We start from the raw sequence: 26,575 nt of genomic DNA on the forward strand, positions 1-26,575 counted from the left end.
CTTAATTTTTTTCTGCCACTTTCACAGTAACGTGAGAAGTGCGTTTTAAAATACGATTACCACGACCTTTAGCGCGAGCTTCAAAACGTTTCATGGTTGAACCTTCATCAACGTGCACTGTAGAAACATACAGCTCGTCAATATCCATACCATCGTTATGCTCAGCGTTAGCGATAGCCGACGTTAAGACACCTTTGATCAATTCAGCAGCTTTTTTATTGCTAAAAGAAAGAAGGTTTAACGCTCTTTCAACTGGCAAACCACGAATTTGGTCAGCGACCAAACGTGCTTTTTGAGCTGAAATTCGCGCATGTTTTAATTTAGCTTGAACTTCCATTGAAAACCTCAATTATTTTTTCTTAGCTTTTTTATCTGCTGCATGACCACGGTAATTACGTGTCACAGCAAACTCGCCTAACTTGTGCCCAATCATGTTTTCAGTTACAAGAACTGGAACATGTTGATGACCATTATGCACAGCGATTGTTAAACCAATCATATCTGGCACAATCATTGATCTTCTAGACCAAGTTTTGATTGGCTTTTTTGAATTAGACTCTTGCGCATCAAACACTTTCTTTAATAGGTGATGATCTACAAAAGGTCCTTTCTTTAATGAACGAGCCACAGTATTCTCCCTTTAATTATTTACGTCTTTGTACAATTAGCTTGTTAGAACGCTTATTTGTACGTGTCTTCTTACCTTTAGTCTTCACACCCCAAGGCGTTACAGGATGACGGCCACCAGAAGTACGACCTTCACCACCACCATGTGGGTGATCAACCGGGTTCATCGCAACACCACGTACAGTAGGACGAATACCACGCCAACGATTAGCACCTGCTTTACCGATTGATCTTAAGTTGTGCTCAGAATTAGAAACAGTTCCAATTACTGCGCGACAACCTAATAATACTTTGCGCATTTCACCTGAACGCAAGCGCACGATCGCATAAGCATTATCTTTACCAACGATTTGAACTGAAGTTCCAGCAGAACGCGCCATTTGCGCACCCTTGCCAGGCTTTAATTCAACGTTATGAACAACCGTACCAAGCGGAATGTTACGGATTGGCATACAGTTACCTGGCTTGATTGAGACGTGCTCACCAGAAACAACTTCCATACCAGCCGTTAAACCTTTTGGTGCAATCATGTATCTTCTTTCACCATCTTTATACAACAATAATGCGATATTTGCTGTACGATTTGGATCATACTCGATACGTTCAACTTTAGCTGGAATACCATCTTTAACACGCTTAAAGTCAATAACACGGTAGTTTTGCTTATGACCGCCACCTTGATGACGAACAGTAATACGACCTTGGTTGTTACGACCTGCGTTTTTAGATTTACTCTCAACTAATCCAGCAAAAGGTCTACCTTTGTGAAGCTCAGGGTTTTGGATCTGAACAACAAAGCGACGACCAGGAGAGGTTGGTTTTGCTTTAACTATTTTCATTATCTATCCTCACCGCTAACTTATTCAGCACCAATAAAATTGATGTCATGACCTTCTTGAAGTCTAATATAAGCTTTCTTCCAGTCTTTAGTTCTACCTTCAATACGACCAAAACGGCGCGCTTTACCTTTAACGTTGACAGTTTTCACATCTTCAACTTGTACTTCAAAAAGCATTTCTACTGCTTTTTTAATTTCTTTTTTGGTTGCATCCGTCGCGACTTTGAAAACAACATAAGAAGCACGTTCAGCAGCTTCATATGCTTTGTTTGTCACATGCGGGCTTAGCAACACTTTAAGCAATCTTTCTTGATTCATACTAAACGCTCCTCAACTTGCTTAACTGCTTCTTGAGTCATAATTACTTTGTCAAAGCACATTAACGCAACAGGATTGATTTCATGTGAATCAACAACAGCTACATTCTTAATGTTTCTTGAAGCAAGGTATAGCTCTTCAGTAAACTCTTCAGGGCTTACAACAATCAAAGCTTCTTTGACATCTAACTGCTTTAATAACTGGACGAATTCTTTTGTTTTTGGTGTTTCAAGCTTAAAGCCTTCAACCGCTAACAGACGATCGCTTCTTAACAACTCAGACAAGATAGACTGAATTGCCGCACGGTACATTTTGCGATTAACTTTTTGCTCATAGCTTCTAGGCTTAGCAGCAAATGTCACACCACCTTTGCGCCAGATTGGAGAACGAATAGTACCAGCACGCGCACGCCCTGTTCCTTTTTGTCTCCAAGGCTTAGCACCACCGCCTGATACTTCAGAACGTGTTTTTTGTGCTTTCGTACCTTGACGCGCACCAGCCATATAAGCCACAACGACTTGATGAACTAATGCTTCGTTATAGTCTTTAGAGAATACGCTATCTGCCACATTCAGTACGCCAGTGTTTTCACCAGCCAATGTTTTAATATTTAAATCCACGTGCACTCTCCCTCTTAAGCTTTAACTTTGATAGCAGGTGTTACGATAACATCACCGCCTGTTGCGCCAGGAATGCCGCCTTTTAATAACAACAGACCGTTTTCAACATCTACTTTAACAACTTCAAGAGTTTGCATAGTGGTTTGAACATTACCCATATGACCCGCCATTTTCTTATTCTTGAAAACACGACCTGGGGTTTGGTTTTGACCAGTTGAACCATGCACACGATGTGAAACAGAGTTACCATGAGACATGTCTTGCGTTCTGAAATTATGACGCTTAACACCACCTTGGAAACCTTTACCTTTAGAGGTACCTGTTACATCCACTTTTTGACCAGCTTCGAACATAGAAATATCAACTGTTTTACCAGCTTCATATTCTGCAACTTGTCCTGCACTTAGACGAAACTCCCACAAACCACGACCTGGTTCAACATTTGCCTTAGCAAAATGACCAGCTTCCGCTTTGTTTAGACGAGAGCGCTTTTTGAGACCTGTTGTTACTTGAATAGAGCTATATCCATCTGTATCAGCTGTTTTCACTTGTGTTACCGTGTTTGGCTCCACGTGAATAACCGTTACAGGGATAGATGTTCCATCTTCAGTAAAGACACGAGTCATGCCGCATTTGCGACCTACGATACCTAAAGACATCTTTTATCCTCATTTTATTATTATTTACTTCCGCGATTACAATTGACCGCGAAACACTCAATGTCACTGCTATTGCAGCTTTAACCAAAACGCCACCTTTATCTATTCAGGCGATACTGCTTTGGCAATTTTTCACAACCTAAGTCGCAAAACTTTCATCCACCCAAGGGCAAACTACTTTAATTTTTCTCCAAAAGCACTTTAAAGAAAACTTAAAACAACTCGCAAAAAAGACGCTAAAACCCGCCTAAAATAAGCATTTACCAACACACGAGCGCGCACCAAAGCCGCCTGAGCACAGTAAAATGGTAGCGCATTCTAACGCATACTGGTTTAAACTTCAACAGCGTGATTGCAATTAGTTTGTTGCGAATTGAATCAAATTAAAAGTTATTGAAATTAGACTATATGACTGCTTCAACATAATCCTTAGTTCGGTTTAGTGCATTAACTCGAACTATAAAAATTCTTAGTTCGGTTTAGCGCATTAACTCGAATTATAAAACTCCTTAGTCAAGTTTGAAGCGCTAACTCTGACTATAAAAATCCTTAGTTAAATTTGAACCACTAAATTTAACGACAGCCACCATTCATCACCTCAATAATTTCATCTAAAAGCATCGATGCTCACCGCCCCTCACCCGCGCAGCTTACGCTACGCGACCTCTCCCTCAAGGGGCGAGGTAAAAATAGCTCAACTTATTTTTCAGTTAGTTACATGCTACATCACCCATACCCAACTTAGGTATAAATCCCCTTAGTCAAGTTTAAGACGTTAACTCTGACTATAAAAACCCTTAGTCCAATTTAGGGCGCCAACTTGGACTATATAGTTCCTTTGCTCAATTTGGCATCTCAACTTGGATTATAAAATCTTTTAGTTAAACTTGAACTGCCAAATTTAACTACAAAAATCCTTAGTTAAATTTAGAACCTCAAGTTTCATCATAGATCATTAAATACTTATCAAAAACAAAAAGTTTATTACGCTCATATCCTGTAATTTCTTTGAGAATATCTTCATACTGAAAAAACCGTAATGTAATCAACAATCTTTGGATAATGTTGTTGGCAGAACGCTAATAAATCTTTCTTTGTTGGTTGTACTGCAATAATTGTTTCACGATATGCAGCATAGTGCATTTTAGGCAAAGTCTGATTGGCTTTAAGATTTTTCTTATCATTCTTTATATATTTAGTCGTGTATTCTTTTTCAAACACCGCCCTTTCATTATGCTTTTCAGCATAAACTAACGCCTTATGCGGAAACTCGCCCTGATCCAATGCTTCTTTAATATAATGTGCAATAACATCTTTAATCGCTGCCGTCTTTGGTGGATTTGCCAAATCATCACCTATTGAGTATTTAGAGTAAATACCATCTGTGGCTTTGATCTGATTATATTCATTGGTAAAACTACGGCGCATGTTGGAACCAAAATGAATACTATAAGTACTGAGAAATCCATCATAAATAACATGCTCTAAAAAAGGTAAAAGTATAAAGTTTGCCTGATACGGCAAGCCGTTCTTGGGGAAAAAATCTTCCAAGCTATGACTAATTCCTTTAATGCCATAAAGTCTAGTACCCCTACCGGTACCTTTATTTGCAGCTGGTGTTGCCATAACAACCGAGTGCTCACGTAAGTGCTTCATTAGAAAGCCATCAATCGCTAACTTACCTTGCCACTGACGAATAACATCTAGGTCTTCCACCTTGAAGTTATATGGGTTTTTATCACAGAAGTCTTTTATATTGGCTGCCACGTACATCTTATCTCGTATAGCAGGAATAGCGCCCTGCAATTCATCACGACTTAAATCCTGAAAGTCCTCGACAGATTTTAATCTAGAATTAATCGCATATTTCTTGTTGGTGAAATCCATTAAAGATCGGTGAAGTTTAAAAAAGTATTCTGCTTCATGTGGTAAAAGTTGACTCATTGCCGTTGTCCTTATTTTTTGCCTTTATTGTATTTGCTCAATTTAAATTTCCCCCTCACCCGCGCAGCTTACGCTACGCGACCTCTCCCTCAAGGGGCGAGGTGAAAAACAGTTCAACTCATATCGCCCACAAACCATTTTACGAGCGGTATATTCCTCAGTTAGTTACATACTATACCTCTCACTTTAAGGAATGCATATGAAAAACCTGACAAATCCAAACACTTTACTTTTAATTTTCAGTCAAATCGTTAATATGTTTTCACCCCTAGTCAACTCCCCTAACATATATGACAATTCATAAAATCAAAGGTTATGTTATTTTCGTTGTGGTGCTAAGCGCCTTTTTGCTATTTTATAAATACATTATGCAGGTTTTTCCAGGTCTTATTGCCAATGACATTATGTCGTCTTTTAGCATCTCTCCTGCCCAAGCAGGATCATTAGTCGCTATTACCTTTTGGACCATTGTTATCACCCAATTATTCTCAGGGTTGATTTTGGATAAATTTGGTTTTCGCATTATTAGCTCACTATCATTGGTAAGCTCAGCAATGGGGCTTCTGGTATTTATTTATGGCGCTAATCACAGTGATTTATGGCTTGGCTATCTTGGGCGGATTATGATTGGCATTGGCATTTCCTTTGCTACCGTTAGCTATATCAAAGCGGTCTCGGTATGGTTCTCCCCGCGCCGCTTTGCCTTTGTGTCAAGCTTCTTAGCCACTGCGGCAATGCTCGGTGCAATCATTGGACAAGCACCATTATCTTACTTGATCTCCCACACGGGCTCATGGCAAAAGGCACTGGCAATTTGCGCTTTTGTTGGACTTATTGGCGCACTTTTGTATTTTCTCATCGTTCGCGATCATAACCCCAAGCAAAAAGAAATCTCCACCAAGGACAGTAGTCTTGAATGGGCATCGATCAAAACAGTACTTTTCAATCGCAATAACTGGCTATTAACCTTTTATTCAGGCTTAAGCTTCACTGCAATTGACGCCTTTGCTGGTCTGTGGGGTAACAATTATTTTCGTGAGCAGTATGGTGTGTCAACTGAGCATGCTGCAGGCATGATCTCGATGATTTTCCTTGGTATGGCGATTGGCTCACCGATTATTGGCAAACTATCAGAATACTATAATACCAAACGTTTAATGCTAGGCTTTCATGTTATTGCCACGATTAGCCTTGCCATTGTGCTGACCATGAAAACCACACCACTAACGGCCTCTATCTGCTTATTTATCTTTGGTTTCTCACTCGGCATTTATATGCTGAGCTTTGCCATCGGTCGACGCATTAACCCTATCGTTGTAACTGCTACCGTTGCTGCTTTAATCAACACTGGCGAACCCATCTTTGGTGCAATTTTCGACCCCCTTATTGGTTATTTCCTTGAGCTTACATGGCAAGGTAATTACATCAATAGCGCTGGGCAAATTGTTCATTATGCACAAGGCCTAGCACCTGCTAATGCTGTCAAACACTTCGATGTTTCTTCTTACCATATGGCATTCTCTATTTTGACACTCAGCATGATTCTGTCTTTTGTCTTATTATGCTTTGTTAAAGATAACAACGAAGAACAAAGTGATGATGTCTAACATTAATAAAAATATTTTCTGATACGTTATTTCTGCTATGATGATGCGCATTGCCATGATAGACACTAAATGCAAGACGCAATGAAACAAATAATCAAAGCAAGCCATTTATTTTGGATCTTTTTCCTCACTTACGCATTTTTATGGACGCTCGCGCCATCAATTATGCGCTTTGTCACACCAATGGATGCCACCGAAGGGGCAATGTGGGCGCACACGCTGCAATGGGGCTATCCACGCGACCCTTGGTTAAATGCACTATTAACTAAGATTGCGCTCTTTATTAGCGGCAACCGTGATTGGAGTATTTATTTATTTTCGCAACTGATGGCACTTATTGCATTTTGGTCAGTGTGGCGCCTAGGGCGATTGATCTTTAAAAATGATTATTTAGCACTCTTTGCTGCAGTTATCCTTATTGCGATTCAATACTATAACTTAGCGATTATTGACTTTAACGACAATGCCTGTGAACTCGGACTTTGGCCGTTAATGGCTTTGTATTTTTATCGCAGCATCACCACAAACCGCCTAAAGCACTGGCTGTTACTTGGCATCATCGCCGGTCTTGCGATGATGGCGAAGTACTACACTGCTGTGCCCTTAGTTGCTATGCTACTTTTTATCGTTTTTGAAAAGTCACTCCATCGCCACTTAATCAACTGGAAGCTTTATCTAAGCCTGATCATCTTAGTGATTATTTGCATCCCTCACATCGTCTGGCTTGTTAATTATGGGTTTATCACCATCCATTACTCAATGGATAAAGTCGATAGCCATATTCATGAAAGTATATTGCAAAAGCATTTTGGCTATGCCCTGCATTTCTTTTTCGCGCAAATTGGGACTTTCATGGGCGCTGTCGCCTTATTTTTATTTGGATACATCGGCAAAACTAAAAATAAACCAACACTTAACAACAAGACAAATATTGGCGCCTTTAATGCCAAATTCTTGTTTTTAGTTGGTTTTGGTCCGACACTTATTACCGTGCTTATTTCAATCATTGGTGGCTGGAATATCCATACGATGTGGGGGATTCCGTTATTAAGCTTATGGAGCCTTATTCTCATCGCACTAGCCAAACCTATTTTAACCACGAGCAAACTCAAACGCCTTATCGCCATGGCTAGCTTTATTATTGTTTTACTATTAGTGGGTTATAGCGTTTCATTATCTCGCAGTAAATCCAGTAGTGCCAATTACCCTGCGCGCGAAATCGCGCAAATCGTTACCAATGAATGGCATCACCGTTACAACACTAAGCTTGAATATATCGCGGGCTTTAACAAACCGATTAGCTATATTACCCGCTACTCCAAAGATCATCCAATGGCGCTTATTGCTTTTGATCCTAAGCTTAACCCTGCACTTAATATGCATGACCTACGCCAGAAAGGTGCAGTGTTTATTTTGGTGCCACAAATGGAAGGCACTACTACATTCCCAAAAGAGGTATTAGCACAATACCCTGATTTAGTGATTATGCCTTATCAAGAAATCCCTTGGAAACGTGCCAAGCCCAATCAACAACCAATGCGCTTTCAAATCGCTTTTTTACCACCAAAGCCATAGTGTGACCATATGACTTTACGCGACAGTTATCTAAATTATCTCAATGCACATCACTACAATGAAGACCCATTGCAATTACAAGCGATTGACTATTTACAGCAAATTATTATTCAAGTTGAGAATCGAGACTCAATTAAATCCAAGACTTGGCGCTTATTTAAAAAGAAGCCTGATCCAATCAAAGGCTTATACATGTGGGGTGGCGTTGGTCGCGGTAAAACTTTTATCATGGATTTATTCTATGATGCGCTAACGATTGACAATAAAACGCGCCTGCACTTTAATCACTTCATGCAGCAGGTACATCAATCATTGCGTAGTTTTCAAGGTCAAAAAAATCCTTTACAAAAAGTCGCTCACAATATTGCAGATCAATATAGCGTAATTTGTTTTGATGAATTTTTTGTCGAAGACATTGCAGATGCGATGATTTTAGGTGGTCTTTTCACACAATTATTTGAACTTGGCATTACTCTTATTGCCACTTCAAACATCCCACCTGAGCGCCTTTACCAAAGTGGCTTACAACGTGAGCTTTTCTTGCCCGCAATCGACTGCCTTATCAAACATGTCACCGTCCTTAATCTTGATTCTGGCACTGATTACAGACAACTAACACAAGCGTATAATCAAAACTACTTTTACCCCTTACCAGAAGCCACACTTAATCTTGCCAATCGTTTTAAACAAAGCGCATCAACTCATGTAATGTATGACACTGAAATCATCCTTGAAGATCGTCTTGTTAAAGTCAAAGCCGTTGATGAAAATGCTATTTGGTTTGATTTCTTTAGTATTTGTGGTGATGGTCGCGGTGTGAGTGACTATATCGCGCTTGCCAAACGCTTTGATACGATCTATATCAGTGATATGCCCATTTTAACGATAAAATACGAAAGTGAAACCCGACGCTTTATCGCGATGATCGATGAGTTTTATGATGAAAATAAACACGTTATTATCGCAGCGGAGACTGACTTTAATGATATTTATCAAGGTGAAAAACTTAAATTTGAGTTTGAACGCACTAAAAGCAGATTACATGAGATGCAACAATAAGAGGCTAGACCACTTCTTTCGTTTGTAGCACTTGATTGTAAAGCATATCTTTGACACGACGACGCTGTTTTTTAAGATTTGTCAAATCGTGATCTGTTACGGCTTCTTGATTGGCTTCAATCCTAAATATTTCCTTATCAAGCGCTTCATATTCATTAAATAGTTTGTGAAAGTGATTATCCGTTTCTTTTAAATTATGGATTGTTTCAGCATGCTCTGGAAACTCTTTAACTAGCGGGTGATGTTCTAACATTATTAACTCCTACATTTATGATTAATATTACAAATTCCAGCTTGAGTCTAACAATCATAAAACTAGGCGTCATGCACGCTTACAGCAAAAACATCGATAGATACGAAAACAATGATCTATGTCATCTTTTTATATGTTTTTTAGAGGTAAAAATAAACGACGGGCTTCCGAGTGAAACTCCCTGAAACCAAACTGTTGGTAAAAAGAGGCTGCTTTTTCACTAATTGCATCAACAACCATGGCATAAATAGCAATTTCTTCACTCACGGCAAGTGTGCGCTTAATTGCATCCACTAAGAGCATTCTGCCAACACCTAAACCTTGTGCATCTTTACTGACTGCCAAACGCCCAATTAAAGCGCAAGGTATTGGATGACGCGGCAGCTTGCGCGCTACTGTATCAGGTAAAGAGCCTACATCTACTGATAGCGTTGAAAGGGTGTAATAGCCAAGAATAACCGTTATATCCTTTTCCGATGTTGCAACAAATGTACGCCCAACACTACGCCGAATGTCTTGTGTTGCTTGTTTTTGGATATAATGATCCAAGGCATCAACACCACAACAAAAATGTGTACGATTGTGAATTTCACTATCAAGAGCTGAAATAATGATATTTGAATAGCTCATTACTTACTACTAACACGCGCATTATGCTCATCAAACGCTTTTAACAGCTTATCATTAAACTGCACTGGCTGAGATAAGGCAGTCAAAAAAGCTGCTGCGTCATTCTGTCCTAGCTGCATCGTCTCATGCGCATGGATTGTTTTTTCAGCCTGCTTTAATGCGCAACTTAAAATAAAGTTGCTTACACTTTTACCCTCAAAGCTTGCAGCGCGTTCAAGGACTGTTTTCGCCATATTATTTAATCTTAAATTAATACGCTCTTGCTTAAGATTCATGCTTTCACTTCGCATTTTAGGCTCCATAAATTTCCAACACAACCTAAGTGTACGTCAAAAAGGCACCAAAATCAAAAATCAAAAATCAAAAATCAAAAATCAAAAATCAAAAATTAGATTACCCCATACAAATAAAAAATCACAAAAAAATGCAAATCATAATTGACAGCCTTTAAAAAACTCTGGTAGTGTAAGTTCAAATTACTAATTTTTTCGTGAAGACATTATGCTTGAATACGCTTGTTACAAACGAATGATGATGCCCAACCTAGGCGCTGTTGTCGAGGTTGGGTTTAAGTCGTTTGCTTAAGCGCGAACAAGCGATTTAAATGCCAATTCCAGTGCCTAGGATCCCAAAGGCACTGGCTCCTTGCCAGCGACCCCAAGCGCGAAAAATAGCTTAAAGAGGTTCAACATGGCAAATCAATTTACAAATGAGCAACACTTCACCACGCAATGTATCCATTCAGGCATCCAAGCAGATCCAAATAATGGCGCATTATTAACACCTATCTTCCAAACAACTACATACCAACAAGAAAGTGTTGGCAATCACAAAGGGCACACTTATAGCCGTTCATCTAATCCTACGGTGAGCGTATTAGAAGAGAAACTTGCCAAGCTTGAAAAAGCACCAAGTAGCGCATGTTTCGCCACAGGCATGGCAGCCATTAGCGCACTTGCTTGCACTTTACTCAAAGCGGGTGATCATGTCGTCTGTTCTGATGTTGTCTACGGCGGCACCGTGCGCTTATTCAATGAAGTGCTTCAAAAATTCGGCGTTAATATAAGCTATGTTGATAGTAGCAACCCACAAAATATTAAACATGCGATTACTGACAATACACAACTAATCTTAATTGAAACCCCCGCTAATCCAACGCTTAAATTAACTGACATCAAGGCGATCGCTGATATTGCTAAGGCACATGATATTCTACTGGCAGTGGATAATACTTTCTTGACGGCGGCACTGCAAAAGCCACTTGATCTAGGGGCAGATATTAGCATCTACTCAACCACCAAATACATTGATGGGCACAACGCGACTGTTGGTGGTGCGTTAATCGCTCAAGATGAAACGATTAACGAGCGCTTTCGCTATACTCGCAACTGCTTAGGATCAATTCAAAAGCCCTTTGAGGCATGGCTTATTTTACAAGGCATTAAGACATTGCCGCTACGCTTGAAACAACATTCTGACAATGCCTTGGCAGTCGCGCGTTTCTTGGCAACACACGAGGCAGTTAAAAGCGTTTACTACCCTGGCTTAAATAGCTTTCCACAGCACGCACTAGCTGAAAAGCAACACCTAGGCGCACACGGTGGCATGCTTGCCTTTGAGCTTAAAGGTGATATTCAAAATGGGATAAACTTTATTAATTCGGTTAAGCTATGCGCGTTAGCTGAGAATCTCGGTGCGATTGAAACCTTAATCACACATCCTGCGACAATGACACATGGTCCAATTGCCGCAGACGAGCGTAAACGCCTTGGTATTCATGATGGTTTAATTCGATTATCTGTTGGCTTAGAAGATCCATTTGATATCATTCAGGACTTGGATCAAGCATTAGCCGCTGCCACTGAACAACAAAGTAAGCAAAATAAGCAAAATAAGCAAAAGGTATCTTAATCATGACACAATATCGCTGTAGTAGTTTTCAAGCCGAAGTCGTTGTGCTTAAGTTTGGCAGCTCCATTTTGGAATCTCTTGATCACTTCCAAGACGCCGCTTTTGAAGTAAAGCGCTTTGTGGATAAAGGTTACAAAGTCATTGCGGTTGTCTCGGCTATTGGTAACACTACCGATGCTTTAGAAGGCAATCAAGATGCATTTAATCTAAGTAATAATCAGACAAGTGCCAAGGCTCGCGCTTTATTGCTAGCCACGGGTGAGCTGCAATCCGTCGCATATCTGACACAAACACTACTACAGCAAAATGTACAAAGCGATTTCATCACCAACCCAATCGTTGCTAACGGCGATTATGCCAACGCCACACCACTTCATATTAATCAATCATTATTTCATGAGCTATTAAATACACAACAAGCCATCGTTGTACCGGGTTTCATTGCCGAGAATAAAGACAATGAACCTTGCCTTTTAGGGCGAGGTGGTTCGGATTTAACAGCCCTTTTTATTGCGCATCAATTGCAAGCCAAGCGTTGTATTTTACTTAAAGATGTTGATGGTGTTTATCATTTAGACCCCAATAAATTTAAAGATGCTATTCGCTACGAGACACTCACTTATGACTGCGCGAAAGAAAAAGCAACGCAAGTCATTCAACCGCAAGCGATCACTTGGGCTAAAGCGCATTGTCTGACATTTCAAATTGGTAAACTCAATGGTAATAATTACACAACCGTTGGTACATTAGAAACAAGACAAGCCACTCAATTGTCACGTCAAGTTAATATTTACGAGGTTGCATAATATGGATCAGTGGACGCGCCTTATTCATCCAGAAATTGACAATAACGACCCGTATCACGCCAATAGCTTACCGATCTATCAAACGGCTACATTCGCCCAAGATGACGCTGAGCATCCTCATAACAACTATGATTACTCAAGAAGTGGCAATCCGACACGCGCGTACGTTGAAGCTTACATTGCTAAGCTTGAAAATGCGCAATATGGTCTAGCATTTAGTAGTGGCATGGCAGCCATTAGCTGTGTGCTGCAACTATTAAACGCAGGCGACCATATCATTATTGGCACGGATATTTATGGGGGTACACACCGAATTATTCACAAGGTGTTAACGCGTTTTAATATTCAATGCTCGCACGTTGACTTCAATGATAAGCAAGCACTAAAACAAGCATTAACGGCGAATACTAAGTTGGTATTGCTAGAAACACCGACCAATCCACTACAGCAAATAACTGATATTAATGCCTTAAGATCAAAGCTAGCGCAGGATATTATCCTTGTCGTAGACAATACTCTGCTATCACCTTGGTTACAGAAGCCGCTGGAGCTTGGTGCTGATATTGTGATTCACTCAGCGACTAAGCATCTAGCGGGGCACGGTGATGTTTCTGCAGGTGTTGTTGTCACTAATCATGAACATTTAGCTCAAGAGCTTAAATTCTTACAAAACGCTAATGGTAATGCACTTGACCCCATGCAAGCATGGCTTTTATTAAGAGGTGTTAAAACATTAGGTTTACGCATTGAGCGTCAACAGCAAAGCGCACTTAAAATTGCACAATTTCTAGAGAGTCATCCCAAAGTAACTAAAGTTTACTATGCAGGACTGCCAACACATCCAAACTATAATATTATGCAGGCTCAAGCCTCAGGATCTGGCTCGGTATTAAGCTTTACTACTGAATCATTTGAACTATCTAAACACATTGTAAATCAGACTCAGCTTTTTACCATTTCAGTAAGCTTTGGCAGTTTAATGAGTCTCATTAGTCTGCCTTGCCAGATGTCGCATGCCGCAATTGATAGTAATAAACGCAATATCCCAGAGAGCCTTATCCGCCTATCGATTGGCATCGAAGATCCTGATGATTTAATTGCCGATCTTGAGAAAGTCTTAAACCATGAAATAACAACATCTTTGACGAGTGAACACCATGCCAAATGACAGCCATATCAGTTTTGAATTATTTCCTTCTAAAGCCCATCTTGACAGTGGCAAGCTTTACCAAGCCATTGATGAGATAAAGCCTCATGCACCTAAATACGTATCCGTCACTTTTGGCGCTGGCGGCTCTGAGTCTTACGCTAATTCGTTGACACTTATTCGCTATTTACGTCAACAGCATATTGATGTTGTGCCACACATCACCTGCTTTCACCTTGATAAGCAGGCAATTTTTAATCTTTTGCAAGAGTATATTAAGCTTGGCATTGATCGCCTTGTTGTTGTTCGCGGCGATTTGCCGCAAGATATTCAAAAGCAAACCAAAGTAAGCTTTAATTATGCTTATCAATTAATTGATTACATTCGTCAAATCAGTGGTGAGCAATTTGATATTACGATTGCAGCCTATCCTGAGTTTTATCCTGGCTCTAAGACTTTACAAGAGGATATCGATAATCTAAAACAAAAGATTAACTCAGGGGCTAATCACGCCATTACGCAATATTTTTATAGTACTGATGCCTTTTATCACTTCTTACAAATGTGTCATGATCATCAAATCACTATTCCGATTACGGCAGGAGTGATGCCCATTGCCAATTACCAAGGATTAAAGCGCTTCTCACAAATTTGTCATGCTGATATCCCACAGTGGCTTGATAAACGTCTTGCTGCCTATCAACATGACCCTGTGGCATTACAAGACTTTGCCAGTGATGTTGTCGCTAAACTATGTGATGACTTAATTGACCTTGGCGTGCATGGGCTTCATTTCTACACTTTAAATCAAATGTCTGCAACCAATGCCGTGATTGCCAAAAGCTCGAAGCTGCAAAGCATTTTAGTACGGCAAAAAAGCCAAAGGAATCAACAAGCCCCCGAGCTAGTCAGCATTACCCAATTAGCATCTCGTTAATCACTTTAATCACTTAGCTTTACAGCTATAGGCTTTCGACGTACCATAATCACATATCAATAAAGTTATGATTCCTTATGCAATTGCCACCATTAAAGTCCTTGCCCTATTTTATTGCTGTTGCCAAGCACAAGCACTTTGCTCAGGCTGCTGCCGAGCTTAATCTTACTGCGGGTGCGATTAGCCAAAAGATTAAACAATTGGAACAGTATCTTGGGACAACGCTTTTTAACCGTGATACTAAACATGTTGAGTTAACACACGATGGCATGCGTTATTACAAAGAAATTGAAGCCGCATTGATTCACATTGAGCAAGCAACCAGTCAGATTAAACCACTCAATCAAGACACGGTACAGCTACGCATTTTTTCAACACTTGCGGTACAGTGGCTTATCCCACGATTAAGTGATCTTTATCTAAAACATCCAGATATCAATCTCAATATGATGACATCAACTGAGTTAAAAACACATGATGTCGATAGTGCTGATCTAAGCATTCAACTGGGATTAGCGGATCCAACCAGTAAAGCAGTTAAGCTATGGCAGAATCAACTGGTGCTTGTCTACAATCCGCAAATCATTAAAGCCAATGAGATAAAAAACAGCCCTGCGATTGTCGTGAATCACCCCTTGCGTGAACAAGATTGGCAGAGCTTCTGTGACTCTACTCATTTAACAATCCCTAGCAAAAAAATATCAGTTGCCACAACGATTCATGCGCTTCAAGCCGTTGAAAATGGACTGGGCAGCTTTGTTACGCACTTGCCCCTTGTTTATGCATTAATCCAAAACAAACGTCTTAGCATTTGGCAAGAGCCTTTGCCATTATCGCAATGTTATTACTTAGTTGATAACCAGCCACACAGGCATACTGCCAATAAAAAAATTGTGCATGATTGGTTAGTTCAACAAGCTTACGATTACCTTGATCACTAATTTATATAACTGGAAAACTATAATGCCTCAAGCCCACTCCACCAAAGTCATCATCTTGGGAAGAAATCCAATACGTAAATTTCAGTTGGTTAATTTCAGCATTTTGTTTTATCCTGAAAGTTGTTTCGCAAGAAGTGCACCCCTTCCCTAAGTGACAGCGTCTATTGTCAACACTAACAGCCTCTTCATTGGCAAATTCTGCATCTAGCAGGATGGGATAACTCAACCCCTTTTGTGTGTACTCATCTGGTAACAAATAGGCTATTTTATAGCTTTTTCCTTTTTGCATAGAGTCTGTTGTCGGGTTTAATGTGTTACCATCATCTGACTTAATAAATACCTGATTTAACTCAAACTGCATACCGTCCATATAATTTAGTTGCTCTATTACTTGTTTTTTCCCATCTTGTGTTTGCAACATGATAGTTTGACTACAATATTGACGCTTATCCAAATTAACCTCTAAAAACTTCTCACCCCCATCAAGAGCTAAGTCAATATCTTCCTTATCTAGCATTAAGATATCACAACTACCTTCTCCTTTAATCACCTTCACTGTTTTAGTATTATCAGCAATCTGTAGTGCTTTTGTAGAATGTAATGAAATATATATTTTGTCACTGCTAGGACCTGGGTAAATGCTATAATGTGCCGTTTTTATTTGATAATCACTAAAACCACTATCACCAGCCTCAGATTCGCCACCACCGCCGCCACAACCACTTAAAGCAAAGCTGCCCATGATTAAAAATTTGGAGCATATCTCTTTGGACAGACCTGTCATTGTTTTCCTTATCTGAGTTTACCGCACACGACAGACATTTCACCGCAAACAAGCAATCAGTTCCAGATACAAAAACATACAAAAAGTAAACTTACCTGCTGATCATAATTGTGATTTTAAGTGCTTTTGTGGACAATAGTTTACCCCATTACTTAAATATACTATTGATATGAAACTTTATATTTATGAACACTGCCCTTTTTGTATCCGTCCACGCATTATTTCTGGACTAAAGCAAATCCCTCTTGAGCTTATTTATCTTGCCAATGATGATGAGAAATCTCATATTGATCTCATTGGCAAAAAACAAGTGCCTTTTTTACAAAAAGATGATGGTAGCTTTTTGATTGAAAGCTTGGACATCTGTCAATATCTCAATAATTTTGACAACAAGCCAATATTAAGTGACGAAATCACGACAAGTTCCAAACTCATTGAACTCACAACACTGCTAAGTAATGCCAGTAAATCACTGGTCTATCCAAGTTTTCTGAACCATCCACTTAATCAACAAGATTTCCCAACGCAAAGCGCCAAAGACTATTTTGAGCGTAAGAAAGAAAAATACATTGGTTGCTTTAAGGCAAATTTACGCTTCCCCGATGCCGCCATTGAAAGCACACAAGCGATTTTGAATGAACTTGATAAGCTTATGACATACACCTATGCTAGCAGTAACCAGTTGTCTTGGGATGATATTATGATTTTCCCAATATTGCGTAACCTAGGTATTATTAGTCATCTTATTAATATTCCTGAGAATATTAAACGCTATGTCAAACACTTAGCGCATGAAACAGATATTGGGCTTTACAACACTTTTTAATCAAGGATAGTAACTTATGAAAATCACTCAAATTGAAATTTTTGATATTCACTGCCCCAAGCGCCCAGCATGGTCACCCGTGTTTGTACGCATTCATACCAACGAGGGGTTAACGGGAGTCGGTGAAGCAGGTCTTGCATATGATCTTGGGCATTCTGCTGCGGCACATATGATTAAAGAGTTTGCCAAGGAGATGTTATTAGGGATTGATCCATTTGCTACTGAGCATCTTTGGAACCGAATGCTACGAGAGAGCTTCTGGGGGCTAGGTGGCGGACCTGTAGTCTATTCGGCAATGAGCGCCATTGATACTGCACTTTGGGATATCAAAGGCAAAGCACTTGATTTACCGGTTTATCAACTTCTGGGTGGTAAAACCAATAAAAAACTACGCACTTACGCCAGTCAATTGCAGTTTGATTGGGATTGTTATGAACGCAAGACTTTATTCAAACCCGAAGACTATGCCAAAGCAACTGAAAAAGCAGTGGCTGAAGGCTATGATGCAGTTAAAGTTGATCCGATGATGTTTGATCACAAGGGGGACACGATCTATGACTGCACCCTGCCATTTCGTCGCGATCACTTAAATTTGATTCGTGCACGCATGCAGGCGATTCGTGATGTATTGGGTGAAAATGGCGATATTATTTTTGAATGCCATAGTTTGCCAGGTCTTACCTCTGCCTTGCAGCTTGGTGAAATTGCAGAGGAATTTAACTGCTTATACTTTGAAGAGCCCGTTAATTATTTAAATAGCAAATTACACGAACCGCTAAAGCAAAAACTCAATGTCCCTATTGCTGCAGGTGAGCGTTTATATCTACGCCATGGCGTACGTGAATATCTTGAGAAGCAAACTGTTGACGTGTTGCAACCTGATATCGGTTTATGTGGCGGCCTAACTGAAGCAAAAAAAATCTGCGATTATGCTGATATGTATGATGTCAAAATCCAAGCGCATGTGTGTGGCGGTCCTGTAGCAACCGCTGCTAGTTTACACTTGGAAACTGCAATCCCCAACTTCATTATTCATGAACACCATACTTATGCCTTAAAAGACTTTAATCGTGAGCTTTGCCTACAAGATCCACAACCTGTTAATGGGTTCTTTGAAGTGTCAGAAACACCAGGGCTTGGGATCGAATTAAATAATGAAGTGGTGATGAAATCTCCTAGGATGGTTATTAAATAAATCACTACCTTCATACCCATTTTTATTCTTCTTGATTTTAATTCCGGTTTATTTTGCTGTTTTTTAATCTGATTTAATTCGATTTCAAAATATCGGCATTAACCACTTGACATAGCAAGGTCAAGTCGATAAATTGTCGCAGTACCGCGGAGAGATGGCCGAGAGGCTGAAGGCGCTCCCCTGCTAAGGGAGTATGGGGACAAAAACTCCATCGGGGGTTCGAATCCCCCTCTCTCCGCCACACTCAAACAATTCAACTTTTTCCATACCAAAAATATTCAAAACATTTAATTGCTAAAGAAGAAATTCTGCAAAATGCTTTGCCGTAAGCGTATATACTGTTTTACCATAACTTTACAACCTATTGTGAACGTTGAACATCATGGTACTTCATTATCCATTTGTATTCATGAAAGAAAAGCGCATTCACACAGCTAACCACACCTAAGAGAACATCTAAGTTATGTCATTTAAACCCTACATAAGCACCGAGCCATCTATTTTTGGCAAAATGTCCGTAATGGCAAAAAATCATAATGCCATCAACTTCACACAAGGCGCGCCTGATTTCAAAACACCTGATTGGTTGATTGAGCGTTTAAATTATTATGTGCAAAATGGCTTTAATCAATATGCACCGATTCCTGGCGCACCCAGTTTAAAGCAAGCGATCGCACATAAAGTAAAGATGTGTTACGGCGTAGATATTAACCCCGAGGACAATGTATCTATTAGCTCTGGTGCCGTTGAAGCAATTTTTGCACTAATTAGCGCATGTATTGGCAAGGGTGATGAGGTGATCTACTTTGACCCTGCTTTTGATGCCTACCCTTCGATTATTAACTTCAACCAAGGCATTAGTCGACGCATTCCCTTATTAGCCGATGGCAATATTGATCTGGAGACGTTAGCACAAACGATTAATGCTAAGACAAAGCTGATCATTCTTAACTCGCCTCATAATCCTATGGGCAGTGTGATTACAAAATCTCAATATGCAGAAATCGCAAAATTGATCAAAGGTCGAGATATTTTATTGCTTAGTGATGAGGTATATGAGCATATTTACGCAGGAGATTCTTATACCAGCGCTTTGCAAATCCCAGAGCTTAAAGATCAACTTGTCGTTGCGCAATCCCTTGGCAAGACCTATAACCTCACTGGTTGGCGTCTAGGTGTTTGTATTGCGCCACTTGCAATTATCCAAATGATAAATGCGATGAAACAATTCACAAGCTTCAGCGCGCCACACCCGATGCAATTAGCACTAGCCGATGGCATTAATGCACATCCTGAGTACTGGCAGGACTTACCTAAACTTTATCAAGCACAGCATAAAAAGTTAGTCAATGGCTTAGCCCACAGCCGCTTTAAAGTACTACCATGGGCAGGATCACCTTTTCAGATACTTGATTACACAGCGATTTCTGATGAGGATGACTTTAGTTTCTGTCAACGTTTGATTCATGAGCATGGTGTTGGACTGGTACCAATTTCATCATTACATGAAACGCCAAAGCAGGGACTAGTACGTTTATGCTTTGCCAAATATGACGATGTCTTATTAGAAGGAGTCAAACGCCTATGTCAAGTCTAAAAGTCGCCGTCATTCAATCTGATATCGCGTGGGAAGACAAACATCAAAACTATACTCACTTTGAAAAGACCATTGCTGGGCTTGAGCCTTGTGATCTGATTGTGCTGCCAGAGATGTTTAATGTCGGCTTCACCCCAAATATGGATAAAGCCATCACGCCAGAGGATGAGATCATCAGCTGGCTAAAGCACCAAGCACAATACAAGAATGCCGCGATCATCGGCAGCGTTGTGGTGTTAAATAATATGCAAAAAGCAGTTAATCGTTTGTTTTTTGTCACACCCGAGGGCTTAGTTTCTCATTATGATAAACGTCATTTATTTGTGCTATCCGATGAATACAAACTATTATCTGCCGGTCAATCGCGTGAAATTGTTCATTATAAGGGTTTTAATATTCTCTTAAGCATTTGCTTTGATTTGAGATTCCCTGTTTTTAACTGCAATAACAATGACTATGATCTGTTGATCAATATCGCCAGCTGGCCTGCTAAGCGTCGAGAACATTGGCGCACGTTATTACAAGCTCGCGCGATTGAAAATCAAGCTTATGTTATCGGCTGCAATCGCATTGGTCGTGATGGTTTAGGTTTTGATTACAGTGGCGATAGTCTATGCATTCACTTTGATGGTGAGATTAAACAAGATATTGCTACGTATACATCAGGCGCTTTATATCATACATTTGATAAAGGCAGTTTGGATGACTATCGAAATAATTTTAAAGTCCTCGCATCGCAAGATAAATTTAGCTTAAATTTGACCACAAATTAAAAATCCACAACTTGGTAATTGTAAGGCGCTAATGACAATGATAGAATGCGCGTCGAATTGTCATGATCTGGCAGCTTATTGAAAGTATGTTATAAATTCTGATTGCCTTTGCGTCATTTTTTTGCTATAAAGTTGCCCCTTGAGAATTTAATAATTATAACTATTTAATTTACAGCAATTGACTGGAGGATAACATGTCTAGAGTTTGTATGGTTACAGGCAAGCGCCCAATGACTGGCAACAACGTATCACACGCGCAGAACAAAACTAAGCGTCGTTTTTTACCTAACTTGCACTCACACCGTTTTTGGGTTGAGAGTGAGAACCGCTATGTTCGCTTACGCGTGAGCTCAAAAGGTATGCGCATTATCGATAAAAAAGGTATCGATTCTGTGTTAGCTGATTTACGTGCACGTAACGTAAAATTCTAATTCACCAGATACTTCAGGAGTAATTTAATATGCGTGATAAAATCAAATTAGTTTCAAGCGCTGGCACTGGTCATTTTTATACAACGACTAAAAACAAGCGCACTATGCCAAACAAGATGGAAATCAAAAAGTTTGATCCAGTTGTTCGTCAACACGTTCTTTATAAAGAAGCCAAAATCAAATAATTTCTCTTTGCCCAGCTCGGGCATTTTTAATATTCCTAAATTCAATAATGTCGAAAACTTCCAGTTTTGCAGTGTATATTTTCAGATGCGACTCAGATAGTTCATGCTTGCATATTAACTCTATATACAATAACAAACATCCCTGCTTCTAGAACAAAGCCACCAATAAAGTGCCTTTTATCAGAACCTAACAGGTGATGTTTAATTCTTGTCAGGTTGGATAATGGCAGCAAAACATCACATTGGAACTTAACTTGAATATCTATGATTGTTTAAGCAATTATCCAGCGCGAAAATACTTTCAATCAATATGTTTCTAGCACAGGATATTTAAAACTTGGAAAAATAAAAGAAATTTGTGGCGGAGAGAGAGGGATTCGAACCCCCGGACCTGTTACAGTCAACGGTTTTCAAGACCGCCGCTTTCGACCGCTCAGCCATCTCTCCGAACGATGGCTAATTATAACGGCATTTTTGCAAATAGAAAGAGGTGTTTTTGTTTTTTTAGGAAAAATTTAACTTAAAACATTTGAACGCCTATTTCTCAATCACCAAGACACCAAAAACAGCTAAAACACAAACTTAGCACTTCTTTTTAATCCATCACTATGATAGAATCGCCACGCTTAAATTTTTAGGGATTGGTAACAACCCACACAGAAATTAGCAAAACTGAGTAGTTAATAATAAATATTAAGGTAACAAAGATGAAAACGTTTAGCGCTAAGAGTGATGAAGTCAAAAGAGAATGGCTTTTGATCGATGCAAATGGTAAAACTTTAGGTCGCCTTGCAACTGAAATTGCAAGACGTCTTCGTGGTAAGCATAAAGCTGAATACACACCTCACGTAGACACAGGTGACTATATTGTTGTAATCAACGCTGGAAAAGTTGCCGTAACTGGTAACAAGCAAAAAGATAAAATTTACTACCACCACACGGGTTATATCGGTGGTCTTAAATCTGTTTCTTTCGAGAAACTAATCGCGCAACACCCAGAGCGTGCGATCGAATCTGCTGTTAAAGGCATGCTTCCTAAAAATCCTTTAGGTCGTGCGATGTACAAAAAGTTAAAAGTTTATGCAGGTGAATCTCATCCGCATACAGCGCAACAACCACTTGTTTTAGAAATATAAGAATAGGATAGGAAAATGACTCAAGCATACAATTACGGTACTGGTCGTCGCAAGAGCTCAGTTGCTCGTGTATTTATGAAAAAAGGCACTGGCAGCATTATTGTTAACGGTTTGCCACTAGATGATTACTTCGGTCGCAAGACTGCAAGCATGGTTGTACGTCAGCCACTTGATTTAACGAACAACCTAGAAAGCTTTGACTTCAAAATCAACGTTCATGGCGGTGGTGAAACAGGTCAATCTGGCGCAATCCGTTTAGGTATTGCTCGCGCTTTAGTTGACTTTGATGAGAGCTTAAAACCTGAACTACGTCATGCTGGATTTATCACACGTGACCCACGTAAAGTTGAACGTAAGAAAGTTGGCTTTAGAAAAGCACGTAGAAAACGTCAATTCTCTAAGCGTTAATCAACACGTTTACCTTCTACTTTTTATACATTTTATTTTATTAAAAGCCCAACTGAAGCTTCAGCGGGGCTTTTTTGTTATTACTACGACTTCTATGATGCAAAATGGCTGATCAGTAGTATATAATGTTGAAGCTAATATTGAATAAGGAAAATTGGGATAAATGTCTGCTCAAAACAAACGATCATCAATGACTTTATACACCAACGGTAATGACCCTTTTTGTCATCGCATTAAAATGATTCTTGCGGAAAAAGACATTAGTGCAGATATTATTGATGTTGTTGCTGAAGATAAATTAGAAGAGCTTTATGAGCTTAACCCTTATGGCGGCGTGCCGACATTAATGACAAAGGATCTAATTGTATATGAGCCGAATATCATATTTGAGTATCTTGAAGAGCGTTTTCCCTACCCTCCTTTATTGTCTGTTTTCCCACTTGAGCGTGCTCAAGCGCGTATGTTATGCAAGAAAATTGACAGTGAATGGATGCCTTATCTTGTCAATGCATTAAACGCTGATAATGAAGACATTAGACAAGCGAATAAGATTGCGCTACTTAAGGCACTTTTTTCATTGATTCCGACACTTAGCAGACAATCGTACTTACTTGGTGATGACTTCACCATTGCGGATTGCTCACTTGCCGTGATCCTATATAACTTACCTAAGTTAGATATCCGCTTGCCTGAAAAAGCAATGCCGCTCATCAAATATGCGAAACGTTTATTTGCACGTAATTCATTTAGAAAAAGCATTAGAACTCAATAAGGAATACCACCATGGCAATGTTACGCGCTTACTTAGTTGAAGCAACCTATGACTGGATGATCGATCATGATTTAACACCCTATTTACTTGTTGATACCGAATATGAAGGTGTGATCTTACCCGAAAGCCATATCGATGAAGACGGTAAGATGCTACTTAATATCGCGCCTGAAGCAATTGAACGCTTTGACTGTGATGATCAGTTTATTCGTTTTGACGCCACATTTGATGGCGAAGTGATGTCACTGCAAATCCCTGTTGAAGCAGTACTTGAGCTTTACGCCGGTGAAACCGCGCAAGGTCTTTATGCTCGTGAGTTTGGTTATGGCATTGATGTTAATGAGGGTGATGATAATGACGTTAACCCTTCAAAAAATAGCGCACAAAAAGGCAGTGGCGGGCTGCATTTGGTTTAGCCATGTTAGATTATAGCTTTCTTATCGGACTTGGCATTGGCAGTATTATCTGCTTTTATACAATATTCCGCTTACGCAAACAGTTTAAAATCATCCTAATGCAACGTGAACAACGTTTATTTGCTCTAACCTCAGTCACTGAAAAACTCGTTGCCAGCGCCAACCTACAACGCAGCGGCTTATTAAATAAAGAAATCGAAGACTCTCTACTTGAAGGGCTTAATATGTCGGCGATTGAAAAAGCGGGCATTACGATCCGTGGACTCGCAAATCGCAACTTATCACGCCCAGAAAGCATGCAATTTTGTCTTGATCGTTTGCAAAAAAATATCGATCAACTGGAAAAAGATTATAACGACCCATTTCGTTGGAAAAAACCTAGTTAACTTACTAGCTCCATTGCTTCAAGCATGATGTTATCCTAGAATAACACCCAAGTTGTAAACGTGCGATTTTACTCTTTATTGAGAAAATACAACAACACAGCAGCAACTTAAACTGATACAACCTAGTAAACATACACAACAAGGAACTTGATCCAATGCGACAGGTATCTCATTCATTAGGCGCCAATCCTAGCTATGGCATTATTGGCAATGGTCGACTTGCGCGACATATACAATTTTATTTTAAGCTCAAAAATATCCCGCATACTCTATGGCACCGCCAGCAACCGGAGTCTCCTGAAGATACATTAAATCAAAGTGACATTATTCTTCTAGCAATTAGTGACAATGCGATAGACGCATTTTTGGATGAGCACCCCCGATTAAATAATAAGTTATGCGTGCATTTTTCAGGTGCTTTAGTTAGCCAACATGCCCTGTCATATCATCCATTGATGACATTCTCACCAGAGTTACAAGACCTTGATTTTTACCAAAACCTGTTCTTTGTAGGCGAGGATAATGCGACAATATTTAGCACTATTTTCCCACAATTAACCAATCCCTTTATTCAAATCCCTCAAGCAAAGAAAGCCTATTATCACGCGCTTTGTGTGATGGCAAATAACTTTACCACACTCTTATGGCAAAAGTTTTTTGATGAAATGACAACGACATTTGATGCATCATTAAACGATCTTAAACCCTATCTTAAGCAAACACTACTAAACATTGATCACAATTATAACACTGCTCTAACAGGTCCTTTAAAGCGCCAAGATTTACAGACAATTAAGCACAACTTAGATGCACTTGAAGAGGATAGTTTTGTCAAAATTTACCAAGCATTTGTCGAGGTTTATCAAACAAATTTGGATAATAAAACGGGAGAAGAACATGAGTACGCATAACTTAATTAACAAGCCGAGCATTAATAATCTGCAAAGCAAAAAGCTCAAGCAACAAAAGTTATCGATGCTGACTTGTTATGATTTCACTTTCGCGCAAATCATGAATGAAACTGCCATTGACATGTTACTTGTGGGTGATAGTGGCGTTATGACGCAATTAGGGTACCCCGACACAACCCATGCGACAATTGATATGATGTGCTTTATGACACAAGCCGTTGTTAAAGGTGCGCCTGATAAATTCATCATTGCTGATATGCCATTTCTTGCACAACGCCAAGGCATAGCGCATGCCATACGCTGTGCTGACAGATTAATCAAATGTGGCGCCAATGCCATTAAGATTGAAGGTGTTAATGGTCATCAAGAAGTTATTGCGCATATTATTGAATCCGGCATCCCCGTGATGGGACATATTGGATTAACACCGCAATCAGTACATAGCTTAGGTTATAAAGTGCAAGGCAAAGATCAAGAAGCTGCTAAGAATTTAAAAGAACAAGCGCTGCAACTTCAAGAAATCGGCTGCTTTAGTCTAGTCATGGAATGTGTACCTAGTGAGCTTGCCAAGGAAATCAGCCAAATGCTTAGCATTCCAGTGATCGGTATTGGAGCAGGTAACGATGCCGATGGGCAGGTGCTTGTTCTTCAGGATATGCTTGGTTTAAACAGTCATCTCCAACCAAAATTTGTGCGTCACTTCCTCAACGGCTTTAACGATATCAAAGCAGCATTTGACGCTTATCATCATGCGGTACAAAGCGGTGACTATCCTAATAAGCAAGAAAGTTACGATATTAAAATTGCATAACTTACTGAAGTTCCGAACTTTAGAAAAACTATGACTTTATAAACACCCCGTCAGCCTACGGCTGCCACCCCT

At 39.7% G+C, this 26,575-nt stretch carries 32 protein-coding genes and 2 tRNA genes; 22 read left to right on the forward strand and 12 right to left on the reverse strand.

Annotated elements, in window-relative coordinates:
• Position 1: 1 nt before the first annotated feature.
• The 7 genes from rplV to F3D68_RS02380 all read right to left on the reverse strand — a co-directional run bounded on the left by rplV (position 2) and on the right by F3D68_RS02380 (position 5,006).
• Positions 2-337: a 50S ribosomal protein L22 gene (gene rplV, locus F3D68_RS02350; RefSeq protein ID WP_117001409.1), complete on the reverse strand. Its 336-nt coding sequence runs from the start codon at positions 335-337 to the stop codon at positions 2-4.
• Positions 338-349: 12 nt separating this feature from the next.
• A complete protein-coding gene (gene rpsS, locus F3D68_RS02355; protein ID WP_117001410.1) occupies positions 350-628 on the reverse strand; it encodes a 30S ribosomal protein S19 in 279 nt (92 codons plus the stop codon).
• 16 nt (positions 629-644) lie between these two features.
• Positions 645-1,469 (reverse strand): 50S ribosomal protein L2, encoded by an 825-nt coding sequence (rplB, locus tag F3D68_RS02360; protein WP_117001411.1) that lies wholly within the window; start codon positions 1,467-1,469, stop codon positions 645-647.
• Positions 1,470-1,486: 17 nt separating this feature from the next.
• A complete protein-coding gene (rplW, locus tag F3D68_RS02365; protein ID WP_151192904.1) occupies positions 1,487-1,783 on the reverse strand; it encodes a 50S ribosomal protein L23 in 297 nt (98 codons plus the stop codon).
• Entirely contained in the window at positions 1,780-2,391 is a 612-nt protein-coding gene (gene rplD / locus F3D68_RS02370) for a 50S ribosomal protein L4 (protein ID WP_224728215.1), read from the reverse strand. The genes rplW and rplD overlap by 4 nt, the downstream gene beginning before the upstream one ends.
• A 26-nt stretch (positions 2,392-2,417) precedes the next feature.
• A complete protein-coding gene (gene rplC / locus F3D68_RS02375) occupies positions 2,418-3,062 on the reverse strand; it encodes a 50S ribosomal protein L3 (RefSeq protein WP_151192905.1) in 645 nt (214 codons plus the stop codon).
• Positions 3,063-4,082: 1,020 nt separating this feature from the next.
• Positions 4,083-5,006 (reverse strand): hypothetical protein, encoded by a 924-nt coding sequence (locus tag F3D68_RS02380; protein WP_151192906.1) that lies wholly within the window; start codon positions 5,004-5,006, stop codon positions 4,083-4,085.
• A gap of 290 nt (positions 5,007-5,296) precedes the next feature.
• Between F3D68_RS02380 and F3D68_RS02385 the strand changes: the two genes are divergently transcribed.
• The 3 genes from F3D68_RS02385 (at position 5,297) to zapE (ending at position 9,247) form a co-directional block, all read left to right on the forward strand.
• Complete coding sequence (locus F3D68_RS02385; RefSeq protein ID WP_151192907.1) at positions 5,297-6,613, forward strand: MFS transporter; 1,317 nt, start codon at positions 5,297-5,299, stop codon at positions 6,611-6,613.
• A gap of 81 nt (positions 6,614-6,694) precedes the next feature.
• Positions 6,695-8,188, forward strand: a complete 1,494-nt coding sequence (locus F3D68_RS02390) for a glycosyltransferase family 39 protein (protein WP_191092670.1) — start codon at positions 6,695-6,697, stop codon at positions 8,186-8,188.
• Positions 8,189-8,197: 9 nt separating this feature from the next.
• A complete protein-coding gene (zapE, locus tag F3D68_RS02395; protein ID WP_151192909.1) occupies positions 8,198-9,247 on the forward strand; it encodes a cell division protein ZapE in 1,050 nt (349 codons plus the stop codon).
• A gap of 4 nt (positions 9,248-9,251) precedes the next feature.
• Here the strand turns inward: zapE and F3D68_RS02400 are convergent, their stop codons facing one another.
• The 3 genes from F3D68_RS02400 to F3D68_RS02410 all read right to left on the reverse strand — a co-directional run bounded on the left by F3D68_RS02400 (position 9,252) and on the right by F3D68_RS02410 (position 10,420).
• The gene (locus F3D68_RS02400) at positions 9,252-9,500 is read right to left on the reverse strand and encodes a YdcH family protein (RefSeq protein ID WP_151192910.1); all 249 of its coding nucleotides are present in this window, start codon (positions 9,498-9,500) and stop codon (positions 9,252-9,254) included.
• 129 nt (positions 9,501-9,629) lie between these two features.
• Positions 9,630-10,130, reverse strand: a complete 501-nt coding sequence (locus tag F3D68_RS02405) for a GNAT family N-acetyltransferase (RefSeq protein ID WP_151192911.1) — start codon at positions 10,128-10,130, stop codon at positions 9,630-9,632.
• Positions 10,130-10,420 carry a DUF1778 domain-containing protein gene (locus F3D68_RS02410; RefSeq protein WP_151192912.1) on the reverse strand — a complete coding sequence of 97 codons (291 nt, stop codon included), beginning with the start codon at positions 10,418-10,420 and terminating at the stop codon, positions 10,130-10,132. The genes F3D68_RS02405 and F3D68_RS02410 overlap by 1 nt, the downstream gene beginning before the upstream one ends.
• A 400-nt stretch (positions 10,421-10,820) precedes the next feature.
• Between F3D68_RS02410 and F3D68_RS02415 the strand changes: the two genes are divergently transcribed.
• The 5 genes from F3D68_RS02415 to F3D68_RS02435 all read left to right on the forward strand — a co-directional run bounded on the left by F3D68_RS02415 (position 10,821) and on the right by F3D68_RS02435 (position 15,872).
• Positions 10,821-12,041 carry a trans-sulfuration enzyme family protein gene (locus tag F3D68_RS02415; RefSeq protein ID WP_151192913.1) on the forward strand — a complete coding sequence of 407 codons (1,221 nt, stop codon included), beginning with the start codon at positions 10,821-10,823 and terminating at the stop codon, positions 12,039-12,041.
• A gap of 2 nt (positions 12,042-12,043) precedes the next feature.
• The gene (locus F3D68_RS02420; RefSeq protein WP_151192914.1) at positions 12,044-12,847 is read left to right on the forward strand and encodes a hypothetical protein; all 804 of its coding nucleotides are present in this window, start codon (positions 12,044-12,046) and stop codon (positions 12,845-12,847) included.
• Position 12,848: 1 nt separating this feature from the next.
• Entirely contained in the window at positions 12,849-14,015 is a 1,167-nt protein-coding gene (locus F3D68_RS02425) for a trans-sulfuration enzyme family protein (protein WP_151192915.1), read from the forward strand.
• Positions 14,005-14,931 carry a methylenetetrahydrofolate reductase gene (locus F3D68_RS02430; RefSeq protein ID WP_151192916.1) on the forward strand — a complete coding sequence of 309 codons (927 nt, stop codon included), beginning with the start codon at positions 14,005-14,007 and terminating at the stop codon, positions 14,929-14,931. The genes F3D68_RS02425 and F3D68_RS02430 overlap by 11 nt, the downstream gene beginning before the upstream one ends.
• A gap of 77 nt (positions 14,932-15,008) precedes the next feature.
• On the forward strand, positions 15,009-15,872 hold the full coding sequence (locus F3D68_RS02435) for a LysR family transcriptional regulator (RefSeq protein ID WP_151192917.1): 864 nt from the start codon (positions 15,009-15,011) through the stop codon (positions 15,870-15,872).
• 1 nt (position 15,873) lies between these two features.
• Here F3D68_RS02435 and F3D68_RS02440 read toward each other — a convergent pair whose 3' ends face one another.
• On the reverse strand, positions 15,874-16,656 hold the full coding sequence (locus F3D68_RS02440; protein WP_151192918.1) for a hypothetical protein: 783 nt from the start codon (positions 16,654-16,656) through the stop codon (positions 15,874-15,876).
• 169 nt (positions 16,657-16,825) lie between these two features.
• On the opposite strand from F3D68_RS02440, the gene grxB reads away from it, so the two are divergent.
• The 7 genes from grxB to rpmG all read left to right on the forward strand — a co-directional run bounded on the left by grxB (position 16,826) and on the right by rpmG (position 21,663).
• A complete protein-coding gene (gene grxB, locus F3D68_RS02445) occupies positions 16,826-17,482 on the forward strand; it encodes a glutaredoxin 2 (protein ID WP_151192919.1) in 657 nt (218 codons plus the stop codon).
• 16 nt (positions 17,483-17,498) lie between these two features.
• Positions 17,499-18,677 (forward strand): mandelate racemase/muconate lactonizing enzyme family protein, encoded by a 1,179-nt coding sequence (locus tag F3D68_RS02450; protein WP_151192920.1) that lies wholly within the window; start codon positions 17,499-17,501, stop codon positions 18,675-18,677.
• A 148-nt stretch (positions 18,678-18,825) separates the two neighbouring features.
• Positions 18,826-18,918: transfer RNA gene (locus tag F3D68_RS02455), tRNA-Ser, on the forward strand.
• Between the two features lie 279 nt (positions 18,919-19,197).
• Entirely contained in the window at positions 19,198-20,274 is a 1,077-nt protein-coding gene (locus F3D68_RS02460; RefSeq protein WP_151192921.1) for an aminotransferase class I/II-fold pyridoxal phosphate-dependent enzyme, read from the forward strand.
• A complete protein-coding gene (locus tag F3D68_RS02465; RefSeq protein ID WP_151192922.1) occupies positions 20,262-21,047 on the forward strand; it encodes an amidohydrolase in 786 nt (261 codons plus the stop codon). The genes F3D68_RS02460 and F3D68_RS02465 overlap by 13 nt, the downstream gene beginning before the upstream one ends.
• A gap of 194 nt (positions 21,048-21,241) precedes the next feature.
• On the forward strand, positions 21,242-21,478 hold the full coding sequence (rpmB, locus tag F3D68_RS02470) for a 50S ribosomal protein L28 (protein ID WP_117001429.1): 237 nt from the start codon (positions 21,242-21,244) through the stop codon (positions 21,476-21,478).
• A 29-nt stretch (positions 21,479-21,507) separates the two neighbouring features.
• Positions 21,508-21,663, forward strand: coding sequence for a 50S ribosomal protein L33 (gene rpmG / locus F3D68_RS02475; RefSeq protein WP_117001430.1), 156 nt, complete (start codon positions 21,508-21,510; stop codon positions 21,661-21,663).
• A gap of 359 nt (positions 21,664-22,022) precedes the next feature.
• Here rpmG and F3D68_RS02480 read toward each other — a convergent pair.
• A tRNA-Ser gene (locus tag F3D68_RS02480) sits at positions 22,023-22,110 on the reverse strand.
• Between the two features lie 260 nt (positions 22,111-22,370).
• On the opposite strand from F3D68_RS02480, the gene rplM reads away from it, so the two are divergent.
• From rplM to panB, 7 genes are all read left to right on the forward strand, one after another.
• Positions 22,371-22,799 carry a 50S ribosomal protein L13 gene (rplM, locus tag F3D68_RS02485; protein WP_151192923.1) on the forward strand — a complete coding sequence of 143 codons (429 nt, stop codon included), beginning with the start codon at positions 22,371-22,373 and terminating at the stop codon, positions 22,797-22,799.
• Positions 22,800-22,814: 15 nt separating this feature from the next.
• Positions 22,815-23,207 carry a 30S ribosomal protein S9 gene (gene rpsI, locus F3D68_RS02490; protein WP_117001432.1) on the forward strand — a complete coding sequence of 131 codons (393 nt, stop codon included), beginning with the start codon at positions 22,815-22,817 and terminating at the stop codon, positions 23,205-23,207.
• Between the two features lie 163 nt (positions 23,208-23,370).
• Positions 23,371-23,979: a glutathione S-transferase N-terminal domain-containing protein gene (locus tag F3D68_RS02495; protein ID WP_117001433.1), complete on the forward strand. Its 609-nt coding sequence runs from the start codon at positions 23,371-23,373 to the stop codon at positions 23,977-23,979.
• 11 nt (positions 23,980-23,990) lie between these two features.
• Positions 23,991-24,395, forward strand: a complete 405-nt coding sequence (locus F3D68_RS02500; RefSeq protein ID WP_117001434.1) for a ClpXP protease specificity-enhancing factor SspB — start codon at positions 23,991-23,993, stop codon at positions 24,393-24,395.
• A 2-nt stretch (positions 24,396-24,397) separates the two neighbouring features.
• Complete coding sequence (locus tag F3D68_RS02505; protein WP_117001435.1) at positions 24,398-24,781, forward strand: hypothetical protein; 384 nt, start codon at positions 24,398-24,400, stop codon at positions 24,779-24,781.
• A 155-nt stretch (positions 24,782-24,936) separates the two neighbouring features.
• On the forward strand, positions 24,937-25,692 hold the full coding sequence (locus F3D68_RS02510; RefSeq protein WP_151192924.1) for a Rossmann-like and DUF2520 domain-containing protein: 756 nt from the start codon (positions 24,937-24,939) through the stop codon (positions 25,690-25,692).
• Positions 25,679-26,503, forward strand: coding sequence for a 3-methyl-2-oxobutanoate hydroxymethyltransferase (panB, locus tag F3D68_RS02515; protein ID WP_151192925.1), 825 nt, complete (start codon positions 25,679-25,681; stop codon positions 26,501-26,503). The genes F3D68_RS02510 and panB overlap by 14 nt, the downstream gene beginning before the upstream one ends.
• Positions 26,504-26,575: the final 72 nt, after the last annotated feature.

The organism is Cysteiniphilum sp. JM-1 (assembly GCF_008711525.1).
Taxonomy (GTDB): Bacteria; Pseudomonadota; Gammaproteobacteria; order Francisellales; family Francisellaceae; genus Caedibacter.